The 21953-nt window shown below is 63.4% G+C and carries 18 protein-coding genes; 7 read left to right on the forward strand and 11 right to left on the reverse strand.

Annotated features, from left to right (window positions below):
• Window positions 1-120 precede the first annotated feature (120 nt).
• Together aqpZ and C2L65_RS15495 are read left to right on the forward strand one after the other, a co-directional pair.
• Window positions 121-870: an aquaporin Z gene (gene aqpZ / locus C2L65_RS15490; protein WP_042305148.1), complete on the forward strand. Its 750-nt coding sequence runs from the start codon at window positions 121-123 to the stop codon at window positions 868-870.
• Window positions 871-1231: 361 nt separating this feature from the next.
• The gene (locus C2L65_RS15495) at window positions 1232-1552 is read left to right on the forward strand and encodes a PXPV repeat protein (protein ID WP_042305147.1); all 321 of its coding nucleotides are present in this window, start codon (window positions 1232-1234) and stop codon (window positions 1550-1552) included.
• Between the two features lie 136 nt (window positions 1553-1688).
• Here the strand turns inward: C2L65_RS15495 and C2L65_RS15500 are convergent, their stop codons facing one another.
• Together C2L65_RS15500 and C2L65_RS15505 are read right to left on the reverse strand one after the other, a co-directional pair.
• Entirely contained in the window at window positions 1689-2510 is an 822-nt protein-coding gene (locus C2L65_RS15500) for a Cof-type HAD-IIB family hydrolase (RefSeq protein ID WP_042305146.1), read from the reverse strand.
• Window positions 2511-2602: 92 nt separating this feature from the next.
• Entirely contained in the window at window positions 2603-3487 is an 885-nt protein-coding gene (locus C2L65_RS15505; RefSeq protein ID WP_042305145.1) for a glucosamine kinase nucleotide-binding domain-containing protein, read from the reverse strand.
• Window positions 3488-3584: 97 nt separating this feature from the next.
• Here C2L65_RS15505 and C2L65_RS15510 point away from each other — a divergent pair, with 97 nt between their 5' ends.
• Together C2L65_RS15510 and C2L65_RS15515 are read left to right on the forward strand one after the other, a co-directional pair.
• On the forward strand, window positions 3585-4241 hold the full coding sequence (locus C2L65_RS15510) for a DNA-3-methyladenine glycosylase I (RefSeq protein WP_174485028.1): 657 nt from the start codon (window positions 3585-3587) through the stop codon (window positions 4239-4241).
• Between the two features lie 442 nt (window positions 4242-4683).
• The gene (locus C2L65_RS15515; protein WP_042305143.1) at window positions 4684-5109 is read left to right on the forward strand and encodes a hypothetical protein; all 426 of its coding nucleotides are present in this window, start codon (window positions 4684-4686) and stop codon (window positions 5107-5109) included.
• Between the two features lie 148 nt (window positions 5110-5257).
• Here C2L65_RS15515 and rpsU read toward each other — a convergent pair whose 3' ends face one another.
• Together rpsU and C2L65_RS15525 are read right to left on the reverse strand one after the other, a co-directional pair.
• Window positions 5258-5470 (reverse strand): 30S ribosomal protein S21, encoded by a 213-nt coding sequence (rpsU, locus tag C2L65_RS15520; protein WP_007581560.1) that lies wholly within the window; start codon window positions 5468-5470, stop codon window positions 5258-5260.
• A 295-nt stretch (window positions 5471-5765) separates the two neighbouring features.
• Window positions 5766-6707, reverse strand: coding sequence for an aldo/keto reductase (locus tag C2L65_RS15525; protein WP_042305142.1), 942 nt, complete (start codon window positions 6705-6707; stop codon window positions 5766-5768).
• Between the two features lie 242 nt (window positions 6708-6949).
• Between C2L65_RS15525 and C2L65_RS15530 the strand changes: the two genes are divergently transcribed.
• From C2L65_RS15530 to fliT, 3 genes are all read left to right on the forward strand, one after another.
• Complete coding sequence (locus tag C2L65_RS15530; RefSeq protein ID WP_042305141.1) at window positions 6950-7768, forward strand: flagellin domain-containing protein; 819 nt, start codon at window positions 6950-6952, stop codon at window positions 7766-7768.
• 163 nt (window positions 7769-7931) lie between these two features.
• Window positions 7932-9365 carry a flagellar filament capping protein FliD gene (gene fliD / locus C2L65_RS15535; protein ID WP_042305140.1) on the forward strand — a complete coding sequence of 478 codons (1434 nt, stop codon included), beginning with the start codon at window positions 7932-7934 and terminating at the stop codon, window positions 9363-9365.
• A gap of 33 nt (window positions 9366-9398) precedes the next feature.
• On the forward strand, window positions 9399-9692 hold the full coding sequence (gene fliT, locus C2L65_RS15540) for a flagellar protein FliT (protein ID WP_233446464.1): 294 nt from the start codon (window positions 9399-9401) through the stop codon (window positions 9690-9692).
• 163 nt (window positions 9693-9855) lie between these two features.
• Here the strand turns inward: fliT and C2L65_RS15545 are convergent, their stop codons facing one another.
• From C2L65_RS15545 to C2L65_RS15575, 7 genes are read right to left on the reverse strand one after another with little or no spacing between them, the layout of a single operon-like run.
• Window positions 9856-12300 carry a tetratricopeptide repeat protein gene (locus C2L65_RS15545; RefSeq protein WP_042305138.1) on the reverse strand — a complete coding sequence of 815 codons (2445 nt, stop codon included), beginning with the start codon at window positions 12298-12300 and terminating at the stop codon, window positions 9856-9858.
• A 48-nt stretch (window positions 12301-12348) separates the two neighbouring features.
• Complete coding sequence (locus C2L65_RS15550) at window positions 12349-14721, reverse strand: tetratricopeptide repeat protein (RefSeq protein WP_042305171.1); 2373 nt, start codon at window positions 14719-14721, stop codon at window positions 12349-12351.
• A gap of 20 nt (window positions 14722-14741) precedes the next feature.
• Window positions 14742-15947 (reverse strand): class I SAM-dependent methyltransferase, encoded by a 1206-nt coding sequence (locus C2L65_RS15555; protein ID WP_042305137.1) that lies wholly within the window; start codon window positions 15945-15947, stop codon window positions 14742-14744.
• Window positions 15944-16885 carry a UDP-glucuronic acid decarboxylase family protein gene (locus C2L65_RS15560; RefSeq protein ID WP_042305136.1) on the reverse strand — a complete coding sequence of 314 codons (942 nt, stop codon included), beginning with the start codon at window positions 16883-16885 and terminating at the stop codon, window positions 15944-15946. Before C2L65_RS15560 ends, C2L65_RS15555 begins: the two co-directional genes overlap by 4 nt.
• On the reverse strand, window positions 16882-18765 hold the full coding sequence (locus C2L65_RS15565; RefSeq protein WP_081920772.1) for an O-linked N-acetylglucosamine transferase, SPINDLY family protein: 1884 nt from the start codon (window positions 18763-18765) through the stop codon (window positions 16882-16884). The genes C2L65_RS15560 and C2L65_RS15565 overlap by 4 nt, the downstream gene beginning before the upstream one ends.
• Entirely contained in the window at window positions 18762-20891 is a 2130-nt protein-coding gene (locus C2L65_RS15570) for an O-linked N-acetylglucosamine transferase, SPINDLY family protein (RefSeq protein WP_042305135.1), read from the reverse strand. Before C2L65_RS15570 ends, C2L65_RS15565 begins: the two co-directional genes overlap by 4 nt.
• A gap of 34 nt (window positions 20892-20925) precedes the next feature.
• Window positions 20926-21615, reverse strand: coding sequence for a glycosyltransferase family 2 protein (locus C2L65_RS15575; protein ID WP_042305134.1), 690 nt, complete (start codon window positions 21613-21615; stop codon window positions 20926-20928).
• Between the last annotated feature and the right edge of the window lie 338 nt (window positions 21616-21953).

Genomic DNA, 21953 nt, shown 5'->3' on the forward strand with positions numbered 1-21953 from the left:
CGTGAATGACAATTCTTGACAGTCCATTTGTGCAACGTTGCTTAAAATTTGCGCTCCCAAGTGGCGGGTAGCGCGTGCGCTCTCGTCCTTGAATCCCCGTACTTATTAGGATTACACACGATGAACCTCTCCAAGCGCCTCGCGGCGGAGCTGTTCGGCACCTTCTGGCTCGTACTCGGAGGCTGCGGCAGCGCCGTCCTGGCAGCAAATTTCGCCGGTCCCGTTCACGGGCTCGGCATCGGCTTCGTGGGCGTTTCGCTCGCTTTCGGCCTGACCGTCCTGACCATGGCCTACGCCATCGGGCATATCTCCGGCTGTCATCTGAATCCGGCGGTGAGCGTCGGCCTGACTGTCGCCGGGCGCTTTCCGGCGCGCGACCTCATCCCGTATATCGTCGCGCAGGTGCTCGGCGCCGTGTTCGGCGCGTATGTGCTGTCCGTCATCGCTTCGGGCAATCCGGACTTCCATCTGGTCGCGAGCGGTTTCGCGAGCAATGGTTATGGCGACCGCTCGCCGGGCCATTACGCGTTGCCGGCGGCGTTCGTCTGCGAAACGGTGATGACGGCCTTTTTCCTGTTCGTGATTCTCGGCGCGACCGACAAGCGCGCGCCCGCCGGCTTTGCGCCGATCGCAATCGGCCTGTGCCTCACGCTGATCCATCTGATCTCGATTCCCGTCACGAATACGTCGGTGAATCCGGCGCGTTCGACGGGGCCGGCGCTGTTCGTCGGCGGCGCTGCCGTCGACCAGTTGTGGCTCTTCTGGGTCGCGCCGATTCTCGGCGCCGTGATCGCCGCTATTGTTTATCCGCTGGTGGCCGGCGATGCCCGGCATGTCACGGACGAAAAACGCGTACGCGTGACGGCCTGATTGCTGGCTATCCCGCCTGAATGACAACGGGGCGCTTCGGCGCCCCGTTGTCATTTTCGCGGAGCCCTTCCAGCATTAATAGATGGTTCAAATGTAAGGCTGGTTTACGGCCGTATTCATCGCTATTGAAGAAGCGCTTTAGGTTTTTGAAAGGCCCACCTCGCGCCGCTCCGCGCTATACGGACAAATGGGCGGACGCCCGCAAAGCGCCATCTGTAAAGCATTGCGCGAATGCCGCAATCCACCTGATACGGCGGCATTGCATGCTTTCACTTCGTAACATCCTGTCGCAGTGCCGCTCGCCGGCGACGCGTAGATTGAACCTGTACGGCAAACACGCCGCATTCACAGGAGAATCACAATGAAGCGCATCGTCACTCACATGCTCGTTGCAGTTGGCCTCGCCGCTGGCGCATGCGGTGTCGCACAGGCGCACTCGAATCTGAGCATCGGCTTGTCGCTCGGGACGCCTGCCCCTGTTTATGTCGCGCCTGCGTATGTCGCGCCCGCCCCGCAGCCGGTGTATTACGGCAACCGCTATTGGGGAGACCGCCGCTACGACGGCTATCGCCATGACCGTGGCTGGGATCGCGGCCGCTGGGATCATGGCAACCGTTGGGACAACAACAATGGCTATGGCTACCGGGGGAACGACAACCACCGGGGCGGCTATCGTGACTAAGAAGCCGGCTTTCGCGGCGTAGATCGTCTTATTGTTGCGCCTGCTGGCTTCAGACTTTCGCCTAGCTTATCCGCCTTCACTTCGAGATGGCGCGTCTCCTGACAGGAGCGCGCCATGTGCATTCGGCGGCCGGAATTTATGCCGTCAGTTCATCGTCCAGTTCAAACAGTTTGCGCAGATGGTGCGCGACGCCCGCTTCGAAGTTATTGCCGATACGCGGCACATTCGGCAGACGCTTGATGAGATCAGGATTCGCGTTGTTCATCATGAACGGATGGCCCGCCGTCTCCAGCATGTCGATGTCGTTCATGTTGTCGCCGAACGCAACGCACTTCGCCGCCGGAACGTCGAGCCGGTCGAGCACGAACTGCAGCGCGCGCCCCTTCGATACGTTCGCCGTCATCACCTCCAGACAGTCCGGCAACGAGTACGTGACGTAAAGCGCCTCGCCGAACGTGCGCTCGAGGTTGGCCGCGATCACGGCGAGATCTTTGGGATCGCCGATGTACAGCGCCTTCGCGATATCCGCGCCGTCGTGCTGCTGCAGATCGGTCACGTTGTAGGTGAAGCCCGAGTCCTGGTGATAGCGCAGCAGTTCAGGCGCGTCCCGATCGATCAGCCATTCCCGGTCGGCGAACAGGTTGACGATCACGCGCCCATGCTCGCCCGCGATCTCCGGCTTCACCAGTTGCTGGACCACGTTCGCCTGCAGATCGTCGGCGAAGATCATTTCGTCGTCGGGCGAATGGACTCGCGCGCCGTTCGACGTGATCAGATATGGCCGGATACCCAGCACATCGCGAATTCCCGCGACGTCGCTATAGTGGCGCCCCGTCGCGATCACGATATGTATGCCTTGCGCTTCGAGCGTGCGCACCGTGCTGATCGTGAAGGGGTCCACCTGATGGTTGCTGTTCAGCAGCGTTCCATCCAGATCGCTGGCGATGACTTTGTACATGGGTAGGCGGCAGACGGCGTCGGAAAACGTCTATTTTATCGCCTCTTGGCGCGGCGCTTTCCGTTTCCCGCCGCTCCCATGCATTTCGCCCGTCATGCGCCGCCGGTCTTCGCGGCCTCCCTCCGAGCCATCTGCAACGCGCCGTGCGCCGAATCCGAGAGCGGCGCCCGCAGACGCTCGCGATAAGGCGCGGGCACATACTCGCTCAACGGCTTGCCAAGCCCGCCGCACAGCGCGACAGGCAAGGTTCCGGACGGGTCGAGCGCCGCAATCATCTTGCCGATCTCCTGACCGGCTTCGCGGAGCAGCCGGGCGGCAAACGGATGCTCGCGATGCGCGACGACGACGGGCGCAAGGCTCGCATAAGCCGTCTGGTTCGCGTCGCACAGCCAGACGACCAGCCCGTCGCGATCGGTCGCGCCGACGTGCTCGATCAATGCCTGCGAGAGTTCGTCGGCGGGAACGCGGCCGTCGAGCGCCTGCTGCGCATGCACGATGGCCCGCAGGCCGAGCCAGGCGCCGCCGGCCTCGTCGGCAGACGGATAGCCGTAGCCGGCGACCATGCGACTTTGACCGTCGCGGTCCAGCACCGCCGCCACGCTGCCCGTTCCCAGCGCGACGATCACACCCGGCTCGCCGCCGTGCGCGCCGAGCAAGGTCGAATAGGCGTCGCTTTCGATCGCGAGGCCGGCGAGCGCCGGCGCCTTCGCGCGAAATGCGGCCAGCCAGTCGCGGTTGTTGACGCCCGCGAGCCCGCAGCCGAAAACGAAGCGCGGCCAGTCGGCGGCGATGCCGGCGCGCTCGCACGCTTGCGCGCTCGCAGCCAGAATCGCGTCCCACGCGCGCTCGACGCCCAACGCAAGGCCGGACGGCCCCGCCGCGCCTTGCGCGAGTTCCTGCCCTCCGGCGTTCGCCAGCACGACGCGCGTGCCGGTGCCGCCACCGTCGACGCCGATCAGATAGAGGTCTTGATTCATCGATATGCTCATTGATGTGTTACCGCATAGCGTGGCAGGTCTTTTCGCCCGCGACAATTAGCCGATCGGCCAGGTTGCGGCCGAAAGCCGTTCCGCTATGCTGGCGTGGCCCGACAGACGGGCGATCAACCAACCATGCAGGAGCCTGAACGTGGCGGAGCAGCGATGCAACTGGGCGACGACGAGCGAAGCGCTCGCACACTATCACGACACCGAGTGGGGTGTCCCTTCTCGCAATGACCAGCATCTGTTCGAGATGCTGGTGCTCGAAGGCGCGCAGGCCGGGCTGTCGTGGTCGACGATTCTGAACAAACGCGCCGGATACCGGCGCGCCTTCTCGAACTTCGACATCGACAAGGTCGCCCGCTTCACGCCGAAAAAGATCGACGCGCTTGTGCTCGACGAAGGCATCGTGCGCCATCGCGGCAAGATCGAATCGACGGTTCTCAATGCCAAGGCCGTCATGCAGATTCAGGCGGAGCATGGGTCGTTAGCGGATTTCGTGTGGTCGTTCGTCGATAACACGCCGATCCAGAACGCCTGGACGAGCTACACGCATGCGCCGGCATCGACGGATGTGTCGGACGCGCTCAGCAAAGCGCTCAAAGGCTACGGCTGCAAATTTGTGGGCACAACCATCTGCTACGCGTTCATGCAGGCAGTCGGTATGGTCAACGACCATCAGACCGATTGCCCCTGTTATTCGCGGTGCGCCCTGCTCGGGACGAAAAGCCGCAAAAAGAGCGCGAAGTGACGAGCGCGGCTTGTTCCAATGGCTTGTGCGTATGTGTCGCGCCGTTGCAACACATGACATCATCGCGCCCGGCTCGAACGGGTGTGGCCTGCTGCATAGCGTCACGCGCAAACCCGCTTCCCGCAAGCCCTCGAACAGAGCTTGACGAGCGGAGCGACGGCCGTTCGTGCCCGCATTGAGCGCTAGCCAACACAACGGCTGACCTTTACCGCATTCCGCTCGTTATAACTAATGTATGCGATGTCGTTCGACGCGCCTCCGGACGGGGATAGTCAGCCGGGCGTCGGCGGCGTCGCTGGTGCAGGTGTGCGCTTCGCAAGCCGTGAATTGGGCGGTAAATGATGCTCTCGTCGCGGCTTCGGGCGTGAGCACGTCACGGAATACTGTCGGCGATTGCACCAGAAACGAATGACCGCTGCGCAGTGCGCGGGGGGAGACCAACATGAAAAATCATAACTTCCTGACACATCAGGAAATTTTCGACCGGGCAGTCGAGCATCTGTTCGGCCAGGGCCGCGCGGCGCTGCTGCCGCGCGGTGGCGGCGCCTACCGCGGTTATTGCGGCGGCTGCCCGGTCGGCAGCTTTATCCATCCGCGCGACTACATGACCGCGATGGAAGGCATTCCCGTGCGATACGTCGGCAAGATCGCTTCTGAAACGCCCATGTACATGGACGTCGGCGTGGCTGCGCTGAAGAAGGCGTTGTTGCGCGCGCGCCTGAACATCTACGATCCCGTCACCGTCGAATTGCTCAGTTGCCTGCAAAACGTGCATGACGTTTTCGGGACTTGGGAATGGCGCGACCGGCTACGCTCGATCGCCCGCCAATTCGTCCTTTCCGACGAACGCGTCAAAACGGCCGCCTGATATTCAGTCTCACGAGCGACATCAGCGCGAAGCTTCGCGCGCCATGTCCGGCAAGCGCGCTAAACCCGACAAATGAAAAACGGCGGTGTGGCTTCTTTCGAAGCTCACACCGCCGTTGGCGTGCTTTCGCGTACCGGAGGAAGCGTGCTTAGTGCAGCTTCTTCGGCAGCATCTGGCTGCGCAGGCGCTTGTGCAGGCGCTTCACTGCAGCTGCCTTCTTGCGCTTACGTGCCGTCGTCGGCTTTTCGTACGCCTGGCGCTCACGCAGTTCTGCGATCAGGCCATTCTTTTCGATTGCGCGGCGGAAGCGGCGGATTGCCACTTCGAACGGCTCGTTTTCCTTCAGAAGAATCGTCGTCATGTAATTCCTAAATACGCTTGATACGGTTAATGGCGTGGCAGTCAACCCACACACGCGCCGGCCCTCCGGTCGTTTCAGACTGGCGAAGCACAACTGAAAACGAGAGGCAATGCGGCCACGGAGGCCGGAAAAGAGAGGTGGGAGTTCACCGCGAAACGCGGGCAGCGCACGTTGCGGCGCCGCGCCTAGCTAGCGTTTCGCCACCAGTAACCCATGACGAAACGAGCAAAGATCTCAATTCACTCCCGATCATACCAGGAAATTCGCTTTCAGACCAGCATTTTAGCGATTCTGTTCAGGCACTTGCGTCGTTCAATATGCGCAAATCCGCGTCGGTGAGCGTCAGATGCACCGCTGCGACAAGACTTTCGAGCTGTTTGACCGACGTCGCGCTGGCGATCGGCGCCGTGATGCTGGGTCGCGCAATCAGCCATGCCAGCGCCACCGAAGCAGGCGTGCTGCCGTGCCGCTGCGCCACTTCGTCGAGTGCATCGAGGATTGCGAAGCCGCGTTCATTCAGATAACCCTCGACCTTGCGGCCGCGCGCGCTTTTCGACAGATCGTCGCGCGAACGGTACTTGCCCGACAGAAAGCCGCTCGCGAGGCTGTAATAGCAGACGACGCCCAGCCGCGCGGCGAGCGCAACGGGTTCAAGATCGGTTTCGTAGGCCGCGCGGTCGCACAGGTTGTACTCCGGCTGGATCACCTGATATTGCGGCAGGCCGTTGTCCCGCGCGATCTGCAGCGCTTCCTGCAAGCGCGTGCCGCCGTAGTTCGACGCGCCGATCACCCGCACCTTGCCCGCTTCGACCAGCTGCTGATACGCGCCCAGCGTTTCCGCGAGCGGCGTCTCCTCGTCGTCGAGATGCGAGAAATACACGTCGATATAGTCCGTCTGCAAGCGCCGCAGCGAGTCTTCGACAGCCGCGCGGATATTGCCCGCCGACAATCCCTTGCGGCTTCCCAGCATGCCGACCTTGGTCGACAGCACGATTTTGTCGCGCTTGCCCGACTTCGCGAACCACTTGCCGATGATCGTCTCCGACTCGCCGCCGTGGTTGTTCGGCACCCAGGCGGAATAGACGTCGGCGGTATCGATGAAATTCAGGCCGGCGTCGGCGAACGCGTCGAGGATGGAGAACGACGTCGCTTCATCCGCCGTCCAGCCGAACACATTGCCGCCGAACATCAGCGGCGCGACCTGCAGTTGCGACGTGCCGAGAATGCGTTTCTGCATGACATCTCCACGAGCAAAGAAAGCGGGCCAACAAGGATACGCCGTCTTGACATTCGTCACAGACGCCCCCGCGCGCACCCGCGCCACACCCATGCGCCCCCAAATTTCGCGAGATCGCCCCTAAAGTTTTCTTCTGACCACGCCGTCAACCAGGACAGGCGGCGACGCAATGCACACGTCAAGCGCGACGCCGAGCCAAAACAGCCTCTCCATCCGAGGCGTTTTAAAAACGAGGACGCAAAATGCTGAACATCAACACCAACATCGCTTCGCTGACCGCGCAGAACAACCTGTCGGGTTCGCAAAGCGCGCTGTCGCAGGCGATCAACCGCCTGTCGTCGGGCAAGCGTGTGAACTCCGCTGCTGACGACGCGGCAGGTCTCGCGATCTCGACGTCGCAAACGGCTTCGATCAACGCACTGACGCAAGGTGCTGCAAACGCGAACAACGGCATTTCGATGGTGCAAACCACGAACGGCGCGCTGCAATCGATCGTCGACAACCTGCAACGTATCCGCCAGCTGGCAGTTGAAGCAGGCGACGGCTCGCTCGACTCGAACGCACTGGCTAACCTCCAGTCGGAAGTCTCGACCCGTCTGACGGAAATCACCCGCGTCGCGCAACAAACGACGTTCAACGGCCAATCGGTCCTGAACGGCATCGGCTCGGTCAACTTCCAGATCGGCGCATTCAACGGCCAGCAGATCACGGCTAACTTCGGTACGCAAAAGTGGGATGCGAGCAGCCTCGGCGTGAGCGGCGTGTCGGTTTCGACGGCTTCGGGCGCACAGGCAGCAATGAGCACGATCGACAGCGTGCTGACGAGCGTCAACACCTTCCAGGCAACGCTGGGTGCAACGCAGAACACGTTCTCGGCAGCAATCTCGACGACGAACACGCAAGCAACGAACATGAGCGCAGCACGTTCGCAGATCACCGACGCAGACTTCGCGACGGAAACGGCGAACCTGTCGAAGGCTCAAGTTCTGCAGCAAGCTGGTATCTCGGTGCTCGCGCAAGCGAACTCGATGCCGCAACAGGTTCTGAAGCTCCTCCAGTAAGAGTGACGACTAGCGGCGCGCAGCAAGGCGCCGCGCCCCGAAGCCGCGGCTCGCGCCCGGCTTCGGTACGTAACTGGATCGCATGGTTGGGAGGTTCGCCTCCCATCATGCATTTACAAGCCACGAATAAACAGCATCCTGTTTCGCCAATCGGAGCACCCGCATGACCACCACGTCGACTTCGAACTCGTCAGCTGACATCACTTCTCTGCTACAGCAGGCGGCGCAGTCCATTATCAGCGGCTCGACCAAGTCGACCCTCGATGTCAACTCGCTGGTGTCAGCGCTCGTAACGGCGAAAACGGCGGCTCAATCGTCGCAAATCACGACCAAGCAGAATTCGGACAACGCAGAGCTGTCCGCAATCGGCAAGATCAAATCGGCGCTTTCGTCGCTGCAGACCGCGTTGAGCGGCCTGTCGGACGGCACGGCGCTCAACCAGCTCGCGGTCGCTCTCGGCGGCACGGGCACGGGTGTCACGGCAACGGCCGACCCGAGCAAAGGCGCGGTGGCCGGCAACTACACACTCGCCGTCACCAACATCGCGACGGCCAACAAGATTTCCTCGCAGGCGTACGCGTCGGGCGCGAGCCTCGGCAGCGGTACGCTGACGGTCGGCGTCGGCAGCAGCTCGATGCAGATCAGCGTTGCATCGACCGATTCGCTGTCGGACGTCGCCAACGCGATCAACACGGCAAACAACAATCCTGGCGTATCGGCGGCCGTCATCACGGCAGCGGACGGCCAGCATCTGGTCTTGACGTCGAAGCAGACGGGCGCGGCCAACAACGTGACGGTTTCCGCAGGCGCAGGCCTCGATTCGGGTCTGAACACGGCCAGCTTCACGCAGGTCGCGGCCGGCAAGGACGCCACGTTCTCGATCGACGGCAACACGATCACGAGCGCCAGCAACACGATCACGACGGCGCTCACGGGTGTGAGCATCGACATCTCGGGTGCGTCGGCAAACAGCACGCAGACGATCTCGATCACCAACGACACGACGGCCTCGACGAAGGCCATCAACGATTTCGTCACCGCGTACAACAACTACATCACGACCGAGACGGGCCTGACCTGGGACCCGACGCAGGCGACGGGCTCGCAAGCGGGCGCGCTGCTCGGCGACGCGATGACGAACACGATCACGAACGGTCTGGGTGGCCTGATCGGCGGCGGGATTACCGTCGGCGGCAAGACGTTCAGCCTGTCGTCGATCGGTATCAACCTGCAGCACGACGGCACGCTGTCGGTCGACTCGACCGCGCTGCAGACCGCGCTGACGAGCAACAGCTCGGCCGTCGCGGCCGTGTTCAACAAGACGAACGGTATCGGCACGACGCTGAACTCGTTCATCAACACGTACACGCAGACGAGCGGCACGATCGATCAGCGCACGCAGGCCCTGAACACCGACCTGAGCAATCTGTCGGATCAGGCGACGCAGCTCACGAACTATCAGAGCACGCTGACCGATCAATACAACGCGCAGTTCACGGCACTGAACACCCTGATGTCGACGATGGCGAACAACACGGCCTACCTGAACCAGCTGTTCGGCGGCGGCGGCTTGACGGGCTCGCTGAACTCGAAGTAACGCGGACCGACACCCCGCTCAATGGAACCTGTGATGAACGATTCGCTGACTCGCGCACTCGACCTGACCCACGCTCTCGAAAGCGCGGTTTCGCAACAAGACTGGGCGCGTGCGTCGGCGATCGTCGAAGAGCGCTCGCCGCTGCTGATGTCGCTGCGCCCGGAGCAGACGCCGGAAGCGCTGGAGAAGATCCGCGCGATCCAGCGCATCGACGCAGGCCTCAGCCAGCAGACCCGTACCGGCATGGATCGTCTTACCGAGCGGCACGGCGATGCGCTCCAGCGCATCAAGTCGGTGAGCCTGTATCACGCGACGGGCATGCTCTAAGGAATCGAACTGAAGAACGCCGCGCGACGTAGTCCAAAAAAGAAGTGCGCGGATTGATAAAGCTGCAGCGATGCAGCTTTTTTTTTGCCTGCGGCAAGGCAAGGCGAGGCGTGAAGATTGCAATTGCGCCGCGCGGGCGCGATCGCAGTTTTCAGAGTCGGCCTTAGCTGGCGCCTTCCTCGTAGACGCGCCACATTCCTTCCAGCGCGTCGACGAAGTTGCCCGCGAATCTCCGCGCATCGCACATTGCAGAGGCGAGCACATGCTCGCGCATGCCGGCGCGCAGTGTCTCCAGCGCATCGACATCGGCCGCCAGTTCACAGATCTTTTCGACGTAGCCAGCCTGATCGACGCAAATCCATTCACCGAAGCCGGCGGAATGCAGCACGCTCTCGCAGATATGGCCGACGAAGCGGTCGCCCTTCATCGCCACCACGGGCAAGCCCATCCACAGTGCTTCCGCCGTCGTCGTGCCGCCCGGATACGGGAACGGACTGAGCACGATGTCGACGCGATGGTACGTCTTGAAGTATTCGTTGCGCGGCGATCCGCCCTCGAGGATGAGTCGCGACGCGTCAATCCCGCGCTCCGCGAAGCGCTGGAGCGTTGCATCGAAGGCGTGCTTCCGGTCGAGTTCGTGCGCCTTGACGAGCAGACGTGAGCCGGGCACCTCCCGCAACACGCGCGTCCACAGATCGAGCACGTCATCCGTCATCTTCGCGAGCTTGCCGAGATAACCGAATGTGACGAAACCATTGGCTCGCATCGGCAGCGGACCAACGGAAACATCGCACGCCGGCGGCGTCATGCAGAGATAGCCATCGGGCAGACGCCACGGTTTTTCGATGAAGTGATGCGCTTCTTCGGGCGGCAGCACGTAGCGATCGCCGAGCACGTAGTCGATTTGCGCGATGCCTGTCGATGCGAAAAAGCCAAGCCACGTCACCTGGATGGGCGCAGGCTTCATCGCGAACACCGGGAGGCGGTTGAATGCCGTATGGCCCGCCATGTCGAGCAGGATGTCGACGCCGTCATCGAAGATGCGCTGCGCGGCGGCGTCGCGAGAGAGCTTCCATAACGGTGTCCAGACGTCGAAGAGCGGCTTCAGACGTTGCGTCATTTCGTCTTCGATGTCGTTGGTCTGGTACGCGATCAGTTCGACCCGCGACCGATCGATGTGGTGCAACACGCTCTCGGTGAAGATGCCGACGGGATGCGTGCGCAGATCGCCCGACACGAAGCCGACGCGCAAAGGTCGTTTGCCGCGCGGCGCGCGCGTGTGCGTGAACGGCGTGACATTGGCAGCGATACGTTCGCCGAAATAGACGGCATCGGCGAGATAGTCGCTGACGGGCCGCTGCGACATGCTGGCCTCGCAAAACAGCAACGCCGTGTGCGCGACATCGGCATCGGGCGATCGCTCAATCGCGCTCCGATAGCTGCTCGCGGCTGCGTCGAGTTCGCCCAACGAGCGCAACACGTCGCCGAGGTTGATGTGCATCCGCGACGAGCCGTCCTTCAGCTCGAGCGCCTTGCGCGCGTAGTGCAGCGCCTCGCCTGGGTGTTCTGTCTTCAGATACGCGACCGCGAGATTGTGATGCACTTCGGCATCATCGTCAGCGAGCGCGACCGAGCGCCGATAACTGTCGATCGCTTCCTCGTAGCGAAACAGTCCGTACCACGCATTGCCGAGCGTCGCATAGGCTTCCGCCAACGTCATGCGCGGCTCGCCCGACTGGACGCGCGCCATGGGTGTCGCCATTGCCGCGCCGCCCAGCCAGGAATCGACGATCGCCTGCGCAAGCTGCATCGCCTTCGAATAATGCACCGCTGCGGCTTCGCGCTCACCCATGTCGCGCAACGTGTTGGCCAGATTGTTGTGTACACCGGGCCGATCGGGGTCGAGTTCGACCGCCCTGCGAAGGCTCGCTGCCGCCTCTGCGAGTTCGCCGCGCGCGAGCAGCAGCGTGCCGAGACTGTTGTGCATCAGCGCGCGGTTCGAATCGAGCGCAATCGCGCTGCGATAGCTGTCGATCGCCTCGTCGTATTTGCCCTGCTCCATCAGCGCGTTGCCGAGGTTGTTGTGAGCATCCGCGTAGTCGCGCCTGAACGAAATCGCCTTGCGATACGCGAGCGCCGCGCTCTCGGCCTCGCCGAGATCCTTCAGCGCGTTGCCGAGGTTGTTGTACGCTTCGGCGTAACCAGGCCGCAATTCGATGGCTTGTGCGCTGCTGCGCATCGCCGCATCCGGCTGACGATCTTCGCGCAGCGCATTGCCGAGATTGTTGTGCGCTTCCGCGTAACCCGGATTGAGCGCCACAGCCTCGCGATAACTGTTGATCGCCTGCTTCAGCTGGCCGTGCTCGCGCAATGCGTTGCCGAGGTTGTTGTGGTAGATCGCGTTCGGCAGAATCGCGATCGACTGGCGCATCAGCGTGATGCCCGCTTCGTGCTGTTGAATCTGGCAGGCGAGCAGCCCGAGAAAATGCAGCGCATCCGAATGCCGCGGATTGACGCGCAGGATCTCGTCGTAGATCGCCTTGGCTTCGGCGAGCCGGCCGGCCTGATGATGCGCGAGCGCAGTGTTGAGAAGGTTAGCGTGATCCACGGTGATCCTTTGGTTCTTCGGAGACGGGACGAGCGCGCCCGCCTCGCGTCATGCAGCTTGCGGCGTGGCGTATTGCGCCCACATGCCTTCGAATGCCGCTTTGAGGTTCTTCGCGAAGCGCCGCGCATCGCACAGCGGCGACGCGAGCGTCTGCGCGCGCAAACCCGCGCGCAACGCGGCAAGGCGCTCGGGCTGCGTGGCCCACGCGCCGGCCAGCGCGAGGTATTCGTCTTCGTCGCGCGCAATCCATTCGGCGAGTCCTGCCGCGTTCAGCACGCTCTCGCAGATATGCGTGACGAACCGATCGCCCTTGAGCGCGACGACGGGCGTGCCCATCCAAAGCGCTTCCGCCGTCGTCGTGCCGCCCGGGTACGGAAACGGACTCAGCATGATGTCGACGCGGTTGTACGACGCGAGATACTCGTGACGCGGCGAGCCGCCTTCGAGAATCAGACGCGACGCGTCGATACCTTGCGCGGCGAATTTTTCCAACGTCGAAACCCGCGCATGCTCCGCGCCAAGTTCGTGCGATTTCATCATCAGCTTCGCGCCCGGCACCGCACGCAGAATGCGCGACCATTCGACGATCACGTTGGGTGTGATCTTCACGAGCTTGCCGAAATAGCCGAAGGTGACGTGGCCATTGAGCGTCATCGGCAGCGGGCCGACCGCCACATCGTCTTTGGGCGGCGTGAGGCACAGATAGCTGTCGGGCAGCTGCCACGTCTTCTCGACATAGTGCGACGCTTCATCGACGGGCAGCACATGCGGATCGCCGAGCACGTAGTCGATTTCATTCAACCCCGTCGTGCCGAAATAGCCGAGCCAGCTCACCTGCACGGGCGCGGGCTTCCACGCGAACACGGGGAGGCGGTTATGCACCGTATGGCCCGAGAGGTCGACGAGAATGTCGATGCGATCGTCGCGGATCATTCGCACGGCCTGATCGTCGGGCACGTTCACGAGGCTGCGCCATGCGGTGAAGCGCTGTTTCAGACGTGCGGTAATGTCGTCTTCCTTGGCTCGCGTCGAGTAGGCGATCAGATCGAAGCTGCCATCCGCGAAATGCTCCATCACCGACTCGATGAAGATTCCCACGGGATGCAGTTGCAGATCGCCGGACACGAAACCGATGCGCAGCTTGCGTCCATCGGTTCGCGGCGCCGGATGTTCACATCGGCGCGCGCGCGCGGCCATACGCGCGCCGAATTCGCGCGCGGCGGCCAGCGTGACGGAAGGCGGAGTCGGTGCGTGGGTCGCGAGATCGAACAGCAGCCGGTTGTGCGCGAGTTCCATTTCACCGTCGAGCGCGATGCCGCGCCGATAGCTCGCGATCGCGCCTTCCGCGTCGCCGAGCACGCTCAACACATCGCCCAGATTCACGTGCGGCACGGCCGAATGCGGTTCCAGCGCGACGGCTTTTTGCGCGCTTTTGAGCGCTTCATCGGCGCGGCGTTGCTTGAGCAGCGCGACCGCCAGCCGATGGTGCGCGTGCCCGTCGTGCGGAGCGAGTTCGGTTGCAGTCTGGTAACAGAGGATCGCCGCGTCCAGTTTGTCGCCCTGGTGGTATGCGTCGCCCAGTTCCAGATAGCCAGATGCGTCGCTGGGTACACGCTCGACCGCGCTCGTCAGCGCCTGCGCGGCTTCGTCCCAGCGCGCGCGACCACCCAGCCAATGCGCGAGCTTACGATGACGCGCGGCATCGGCGGGATCGAGTTGCGCGGCGCGTTGCAGTACGGCGATCGCCGCCTCCGCGTCGCCGCTCGCATGCAGCAGCGTCGCGAGACTGTCCTGGCTGTCGACGCGGTTCGGATCGAGCGCGATCGCACGACGGAACGCGGCAATCGACTCGTCCGCGTTGCCTCGCCCCGCCTGCGCGCGCGCGAGATTGCTGAACGCGTCCGCGTAGTCGGGCCGGAACGACACGGCTTTCCCGTACGCGAGCACCGCGTTGTCGAGATCGCCAAGATCTCTCAGCGCGTTGCCGAGATTGTTGTAGGCCTCCGCATAGCCGGGCCGCAATTCGATCGCCTTCGCGCAGCTCAGCATCGATGCGTTGGCGTCGCCCGCAGCGCGTAGCGCGTTGCCGAGGTTGTTGTGCGCTTCCGCGTAATCGGGGCGCAGCGTCACGGCGTGCCGGTAGCCTTCGATCGCTTCGCCGAGTTGGCGGCGTCCGAGCAACACGTTGCCGAGGTTGTTGTAGTAGACGGCATTCGGATTCGCGGCAATCGACGCGTGCATCAACGCGATGCCCGCATCCTCGCGATTCGTCTGGCAAGCAAGCAGCCCGGAGAAATGCAGTGCGTCGGATTGCGCCGGCTCGCTCTGCAGAATGGCGTCGTAAAGCGCCTGCGCATCGGTGAGACGTCCTGCCTGATGGTGGGCGAGCGCGGCGTTCAAAAGACTCGGAATGTCGTGCATGTTCAAACGTCCGGTCGCGTTCAATAAGGATGCGACTGTGCGAAGAAATCGACGAGACCGCCGTCGTGTTCGATCATCACGCTCTTCGTCGCGATACCTTCGCGCGTCATTTCGGCGATGATGTCGCGGGCACGCCATTGCGTCGGAATCACGATCACGTCGACGTCGGTCTGCTTCAGCACGTCGCGGAACTCGATCCGCTGGCCCGTGCCGGGCACGAAGGTGCCGACCTTGCCCGGGTCCGAATCGACGACGAGCGGAAAGCGCACGGCATCCGCGCCGAAGTGATGGATGAATGCCGCCGCCTTGCCCGTGCCGCCCCAGATGGCAACGCGTTTGCCCGACGCGCTCAATTGCGACAACTGCTGCGCGATGGTCGCGCGGCTCGTGACGGTGCGCGCGGCAAAACGCGTCGCGGCTTCCGCGCGCGAGCGCGCGTGCGCGGGCACCGCGAGCTTCACGAGCGCGTAGACGACTTCGCCGTCGTAGCCGTGATCGAGCGTGACGATTTCGCCGGCGCGCGACATCAGCGCGCGGAACGATTCCGTGGTGAAGTGCGACACATGCTCATAGAAGAAGTCAGCGAGACGCTGCGTGTCGAACACGCGGTCGATGCACGGCACTTCGGCGAACAGCCAGCTGTCCTTGCCCGTCGACACCGCGCCCCAGGCCAGCGCTTCGATGAGCCGCGCCGGTTCCGTCAGATGCTCGAGCACATGGCGAATCACGACGGCGTCCGGCTGGAACGCTTTCATGTCCGCGAGCGGCTCGAACAGGCGCGGATGAAACTCGACGCCCAATCCCGTCTCAGGCGTCGCATTCGGATCGAAGCCGATGAAGCGACCAACCGGCCGTGCCTGCGCGAGTCCGCGCACGAAGTGCCCTTCGCCGCAACCGATCTCGACGACGTTCGGCGCATCGGGCAGCCGCGACAGCACGAGATCGCGCGTGTCCGCGAGATGGCCTTTCCAGATGCTGCCGTTGTTGAACATCCGGTTCGGATTGCTTTGATACGGAATGGCGTCGTACTCGAAGCGGTGATTCCACACGTGCGTACACGACGGGCATTGCACGAAATCCTGCGCGTGGCGTGGCAGCGCTTGCGCAGCATCCGCCGAGCCGGGCCACGCGAGCGTCGCCAGTGTCTGCTCGCCTGCCGGGAAAAAACGCGCGGCGACGGTGTTCGAGCAAACGGGGCAAACCGCTTCGATCAGATCGCAACTCATTGCTTCACTACCTTTTTGAAGTACGCGATGGTCTCCTTGAGACCGTCTTCGAGCATCACGCCCGGCTCCCAGTCGAGATGCTGGCGAGCCTTCGCGATGTCGGGACGCCGCTGCACCGGGTCGTCCGACGGCAGCGGCCGATATTCGACGCGCGAGCGCGAGCCCGTCAGACGCAGCACCGTTTCCGCCAGTTCGCGGATCGTGATTTCGCTTGGATTGCCGATGTTGAACGGCCCCGGCTCGCCTTCGTGATCCATCAGGCGCATCAGTCCTTCGACGAGATCGTCGACATAACAAAACGAGCGCGTCTGGCTGCCGTCGCCGTAAAGCGTGATCGGCTCGCCCTGCAGCGCCTGCATGATGAAGTTCGAGACGACGCGGCCATCGTCGGGACGCATGCGCGGGCCGTACGTATTGAAGATTCGCGCGATACGAATGTCGACGCCGTGCTGCCGGTGATAGTCGAAGAACAGCGTCTCCGCGCAGCGCTTGCCTTCGTCGTAGCACGCGCGCGGGCCGTTCGGGTTCACGTTGCCCCAATATGTTTCCGGCTGCGGATGCTGCTGTGCGTCGCCGTAGACTTCGCTTGTCGATGCCTGAAGGATGCGCGCGCCGCAGCGCTTCGCGAGCCCGAGCATATTGATCGCGCCGAGCACGGCCGTCTTCACCGTCGATACGGGATCGCTCTGGTAATGCACGGGGCTCGCCGGGCACGCCATGTTGAACACGCGGTCCGCTTCCACATACAGCGGCAGCCACACGTCATGGCGAATCACTTCGAAATTCACCTTGCCGATCAGGTGGTGAATGGTCTGCTTGCTGCCTGTGTGAAAGTTGTCGACGCACATCACGTCGTGACCGGCTGCCACCAGCCGGTCACACAGATGCGAACCGAGAAACCCCGCGCCGCCCGTAATCAGGACCGACTGTGCGCTCACTGCGCCGCCTCCGCGACCTGCGCGATGCGCTGTTCCCACATGCCGTGCAGCGCGCCTTCCAGATTGCGCGCGAAACGCTTCGCGTCGCACAGCGGCGAGGCGAGCAGTTGCGCGCGCAGACTGCCGCGCAGCGCGGACAGCCGTTCGCGATCCGCGGCAAAGGCGACGGCTTTGTCGACGTAGGCGGCATCGTCAGCGGCGATCCAGTCGGCGAGGCCTGCCGTGTGGCACATCGTTTCCGCAATGTGCGTGACGAAGCGATCGCCCTGGCGAACCAGCACGGGCACGCCCATCCAGAACGCTTCGGCCGTCGTCGTGCCGCCGCCGTACGGGAACGGGCTCAGCATCATGTCGACACGGCGATAGGCGGCGAGGTACGCGTCGCGCGCCGAGCGTCCTTCGATAATCAGTCGCGACGCCGGAACGCCGCGCATCGCGAAGCGGCGCACGAATGAATCGCGCACATGCGCGTCGTCGAACTGGCCGGATTTGAGGAACAGCGTCGCGCCGGGTACTTTCTGCAGCAGCGTCGACCACACGCCGACGACATGATCCGTGACCTTCGTCACGTTGCCGAAGTAGCCGAACGTGACGTGACCATTCGCGAGCATCGGCAGCGTGCCGGTTTCGACGGGATCGGCGGGCGGCGTGAAGCACAGATAGCTGTCGGGCAGACGCCACCGCTTTTCGACGAAATGCGCTTCTTCCGCTTCGGGCAGCACATGCGCGTCGCCGAGGATGTAGTCGATCGCGCGCACGCCCGTGCTCGCGAAATAGCCCGGCCAGCTGACCTGCACGGGCGCCGGCTTCCATGCGAAAAGCGGCAGACGGTTATACGTGCTGTGGCCCGATGCGTCGATCAGAATGTCGATGCCGTCGTTGCGGATGCGCTGCGCGGCCGCTTCGTCACTGACACCGGCGAGGCTGGTCCACGCGGCGAACGACGGCTTGATGCGTGCCGTCAATTCGTCTTCGACATCGCGCGTCGGGTAGGCGACCAGATGCACGCGCGACGAATCCAGGTTCGCGAGCACGCTTTCGATGAAGTAACCGACAGGGTGCTTTTTCAAATCGCCGGACACGATGCCGACGCGCAGCGGACGGTCCGCGCGCGAGCCCGCGTCGACGAGCCACGTCGTGAACGGCTGCGCGCGCGCCTCCATTGCTTCGCCGAAGCGCAGCGCTTCTTCCAGATACGTCTGCGGCGTGGTCTGCTGCTGATAGTTCAGCGCGAACAGCAGGTTGCTGCGCGGCTCGGCGAAATCCGGACGGAGCGCGATCGCGTTGCGCCACGCTTCGATGGCCGCGTCAAGCTCGTCGAGTTCCATCAGCGTGTTCGCGAGATTGTTGTACGCGCGCGCGTGATCCGGCTTGAGGTTGATGGCCTGGCAGAACGACTGCACGGCGCCGTGATGATCCTTCAGCGCGCGCTGCGCGTTGCCGAGGTTGTTGTGCGCGTCGACGTATTCGGGCTGCAGCACGAGCGCCTGGCGGAAACATTCGGCGGCAGCGGCGGGCCGGTTGTTGGCCTGCATCACGTTGCCGAGGTTGTAGTAATAGAACGCCTGCGGATTACGCGTGATGGCCGCCATGATCAGATCGCAGGCCGTCTGGTACTGGCCGAACTCGTGCGCAATCAGGCCGAGCAGATGCATCGCATCCGCGTGGTTCGGATCGATCGCGAGAATCTGGCGATACAGCGTTTCCGCTTCGTCGAAGCGCTCGGCCTCGTGATGCTCGACGGCCGTCTGCAGCATCGACGCGACCTGCGCCTGCGCTGCCGCGTCGGGCGCGGCTTGCGGCTGCGACGCCGCACCGAGGTTGGCAGGCGTCGGAATGCGCTGCCACGAGCCGTTCTGATTCTGATTGAAGTCTGTCATGCGAAATTGCGCTCCGCGTGCTCGCGGGCGTCCCCTGATGAATGTCGATCCGGTTGGGCGGGCAGCCCGTCGTTGGTGTGATGGCATGCGGCGTGGCGCGCCCACATGCCGTGAAATGCGTCTTCGAGATGCCGCGCAAAACGCGGCGCGTCGCATAGCGGCGAAGCCAGCAGGCGTTCGCGCAACGTGCTTCTGAGCGCTGCCAGTTCGTCGCGCTGCGTGCTGAAGCGGATGGCTTTGTTCAGATAGTCAGCGTCGTCCGTAGCGATCCACTCGGGCAAGCCCGTCGTGTTCACGATGCTTTCGCCGACGTGCGACAGAAAGCGTTCGCCGCGGCGCGTCAGGACGGGCACGCCCATCCATAGCGCTTCGACGCTCGTCGTGCCACCCGCATACGGGAACGGATCGAGCGCGATGTCGACGCGCTGGTATGCCGCGAGCAGTTCGGCGCGCGGCGACTGGCCTTCGAGCAGCAGACACTTGCCGTCGATGCCGTGCGCGGCGAACCGTTCGAATGTCGCGCGCTGCACGGCTGGATCGTCGAGTTGCCGGGTTTTCAGCAGCAGACGCGAACCCGGCACGGCGTCGAGGACGCGCGACCACAAGGCGATGACGGCATCGTTGAGCTTCACCAGATGGTTGAAGCACCCGAACGTGATCGCGCCGTTGCCGCCGGCGGGCAGAGCGCCGACTTCGATATCGAAAGACGGCGGCGTGAAGCACAGATAGCTGTCGGGCAAATGCCACGGCGCTTCGACGAATTGCGACGACTCGTCGAATGGCAAGACGTGACGATCCGCGATCACGTAATCGATCGCCGCGAGGCCCGTCGTCGCGAAATAGCCGAGCCACGTCGCCTGAACGGGCGCGGGCTTCCACGCGAACACGGGCAGGCGGTTGTGATTCGTGTGCCCGGACAGGTCGACGAGAATATCGATCGCGTCGTCGCGGATGCGGCGCGCGCAGGTTTCGTCGTCGAACCGCGAGATGTCGTGCCACGCGCTGAAATGCGGCATCAGGCGCTGCGACACCGCGTCATCCCGCTGGCGCGTTGCGTAGGCGACGAGCTGGATGCGCGCCCGGTCGAGATGGCCGAGCACGCTTTCGAGGAAAAAGCCGACGGGATGCGAGTTCAGATCGCCCGACACAAAGCCGACGCGCAGACGCTTCCCTGTCTCGCCCGGGTGCGCGATGTGCTCCAAGCGCTGCGCCTTCGCCGACTGATGTTCGCCGAACGCCCGCGCTTCGTTGAACTGCTCGCGCAAGCTCACCTCAGGCCGCGTGTTCAGCAACAGCAGCAGATTGCTGTGCGCCTGCGCGAAGCCGGGATCGAGCTCGACTGCCTGACGGTAGCTTGCCGTCGCCTGATCGAGCAAGCCCTGATCGCGCAGCACGTTGCCGAGGTTGTTGTGCAGCGACGCGCGTCCCGGTTCGAGAGCGAGCGCACGCTGATAGGCCTCGGCAGCGTTCGCGGCGCGGCCGTACTTTTCCAGAATGTTGCCGACGTTGTTGTGCGCGTTTGCGTCGTTCGGATTCAGCGCGAGCGCTTTGATGTAGCTGTCGAGCGCCCCTTCGTCGCTGCCCAGATCCAGCAACGCGTTGCCGAGATTGATCCACGCTTGCGCAAACTCCGGCTTGAGCCGGACCGCGTGCGCGCAACTGTCGACCGCGCCCTGCGAATCGCCCGCTTCGCGCAGCGCGTGGCCGAGGTTGCTGTGCGCTTGCGCGTAATCGGGCGCGAGCGACAGCGCCGCGCGATATGCGGCAATCGCGCCCTGATGATTGCGCGCGCGCCCGCGCATGTTGCCGAGGTTGTTCAGGTAGATCGCGTTCGGATAAAGCTGGATCGACTTTTCGATCAGGTCGATACCGGCCGGCAGGTTGCCGACGTCGCAGGCGAGTACGCCGAGGAAATGCAGCGCGTCGGCATGCGCGGCGTCGTGCTGGAGAATCAGTTTGTAGAACGTGGCCGCTTCGCTCATGCGGCCCGCCTGATGATGCGCAAACGCGGCGTGCAGCGCCGCGGCGGCATCGAATGCTGGTGCAGCCGGCGACGGCGCGCGCGCCGTCCCGTCCATCTGGACGTCGCCGTTCGTGAGAGGTTCGTGATCGGCAGGCGCTTGCATCGGGGACCCTGAGGTGGCGCGGATGGCGACGCGCTTACACGCCCATGTACTTCTGCATGTAACGCTCGTAGCCGCCGCGCCATGCGGGGCTGCCGAACGATCCGCCGCTTTCATGGACGACGCTCATCGGCCACGTTCCCATGCGCAGTCCGCGAGATTCGGCCTGGCGACAGAAATCGAGGTCGTAGAAATGGAAGTCGAAGCGCTCGTCGAAGGTGAGGCCGCTGGCGATCAGGCGCTCGCTATCGGCGGCGAGCAGCAGGCCGTCGAGCAGCTTGCATTCGCGGCCAGGCGGCCCGTAGATCGACATGTTCGTGCATGGAAATCCGCTGCCGTGACCAACGACGCCGCTCAGATACTGCGCGTCGTCGCGCGTGAAGGACGCGTCCCGGAAGAACCACGACGGCTGGCCCGGCAAGCGGCGCGTGTTGCCCGCCAGACCGACGACGTCGAATTGCGTGACGGCATCGCGAATGCGGTCCATCCAGTAGAAGTCACACAGATGCAGGTCGTCGTGCAGGAATACGAGGATCGCCGGGTCGTTGCGGGACTGTTCGATCGCGTAGTTATAGATCGACGAAAGACCGGCCCGGTTGTTGTCGAACAGCATCAGTTGCGGCGGGCTCGCGTGACGGAACAGCGAAAGCGAACGACCGAGCGCGGTCTTCTGCGGGAAATCGTCGTAAGAGGCACGCGTGCCGCAAACCAGGCGAATGGGCTTCATGAAAACGGAACAGAAAAAGTGTCGATGAGCGCGCGGGCGTCGTGCCGGACAGCGCTCGCGTGATGGCGACGCGCTACCGGTAGGACACGCGCCGGCTTCAACGGAAACTCGACCCGCAATGAGCTACCGTGACGTTATTCTGTCCGCGAGACTTCCAAGGTGATTGGTGGATCAGATGGAGTTAATGGGCTTATTTCGGGGGACTGTGGGGGTTGGGCGGCGATGTTGAAGGACTACGCGGCACGCGCGGTGGCAATGGCCAAGCTCTCGATACACACGATTACACATTTTCATGCGCATCCAGGAAAGTGTGTATAATTACACACAGAACACCCGGG

The sequence above is a fragment of the Paraburkholderia terrae genome, assembly GCF_002902925.1.
GTDB classification, from domain to species: domain Bacteria; phylum Pseudomonadota; class Gammaproteobacteria; order Burkholderiales; family Burkholderiaceae; genus Paraburkholderia; species Paraburkholderia terrae.

Bases quoted from the DNA above. Each gene is read 5' to 3' on its own strand.
- aqpZ (WP_042305148.1), top strand. From the start codon at position 121: ATGAACCTCTCCAAGCGCCTCGCGGCGGAGCTGTTCGGCACCTTCTGG.
- C2L65_RS15495 (WP_042305147.1), top strand. From the start codon at position 1,232: ATGAAGCGCATCGTCACTCACATGCTCGTTGCAGTTGGCCTCGCCGCT.
- C2L65_RS15500 (WP_042305146.1), bottom strand. From the start codon at position 2,510: ATGTACAAAGTCATCGCCAGCGATCTGGATGGAACGCTGCTGAACAGC.
- C2L65_RS15505 (WP_042305145.1), bottom strand. From the start codon at position 3,487: ATGAATCAAGACCTCTATCTGATCGGCGTCGACGGTGGCGGCACCGGC.
- C2L65_RS15510 (WP_174485028.1), top strand. From the start codon at position 3,585: ATGCTGGCGTGGCCCGACAGACGGGCGATCAACCAACCATGCAGGAGC.
- C2L65_RS15515 (WP_042305143.1), top strand. From the start codon at position 4,684: ATGAAAAATCATAACTTCCTGACACATCAGGAAATTTTCGACCGGGCA.
- rpsU (WP_007581560.1), bottom strand. From the start codon at position 5,470: ATGACGACGATTCTTCTGAAGGAAAACGAGCCGTTCGAAGTGGCAATC.
- C2L65_RS15525 (WP_042305142.1), bottom strand. From the start codon at position 6,707: ATGCAGAAACGCATTCTCGGCACGTCGCAACTGCAGGTCGCGCCGCTG.
- C2L65_RS15530 (WP_042305141.1), top strand. From the start codon at position 6,950: ATGCTGAACATCAACACCAACATCGCTTCGCTGACCGCGCAGAACAAC.
- fliD (WP_042305140.1), top strand. From the start codon at position 7,932: ATGACCACCACGTCGACTTCGAACTCGTCAGCTGACATCACTTCTCTG.
- fliT (WP_233446464.1), top strand. From the start codon at position 9,399: ATGAACGATTCGCTGACTCGCGCACTCGACCTGACCCACGCTCTCGAA.
- C2L65_RS15550 (WP_042305171.1), bottom strand. From the start codon at position 14,721: ATGCACGACATTCCGAGTCTTTTGAACGCCGCGCTCGCCCACCATCAG.
- C2L65_RS15555 (WP_042305137.1), bottom strand. From the start codon at position 15,947: ATGAGTTGCGATCTGATCGAAGCGGTTTGCCCCGTTTGCTCGAACACC.
- C2L65_RS15565 (WP_081920772.1), bottom strand. From the start codon at position 18,765: ATGACAGACTTCAATCAGAATCAGAACGGCTCGTGGCAGCGCATTCCG.
- C2L65_RS15570 (WP_042305135.1), bottom strand. From the start codon at position 20,891: ATGCAAGCGCCTGCCGATCACGAACCTCTCACGAACGGCGACGTCCAG.
- C2L65_RS15575 (WP_042305134.1), bottom strand. From the start codon at position 21,615: ATGAAGCCCATTCGCCTGGTTTGCGGCACGCGTGCCTCTTACGACGAT.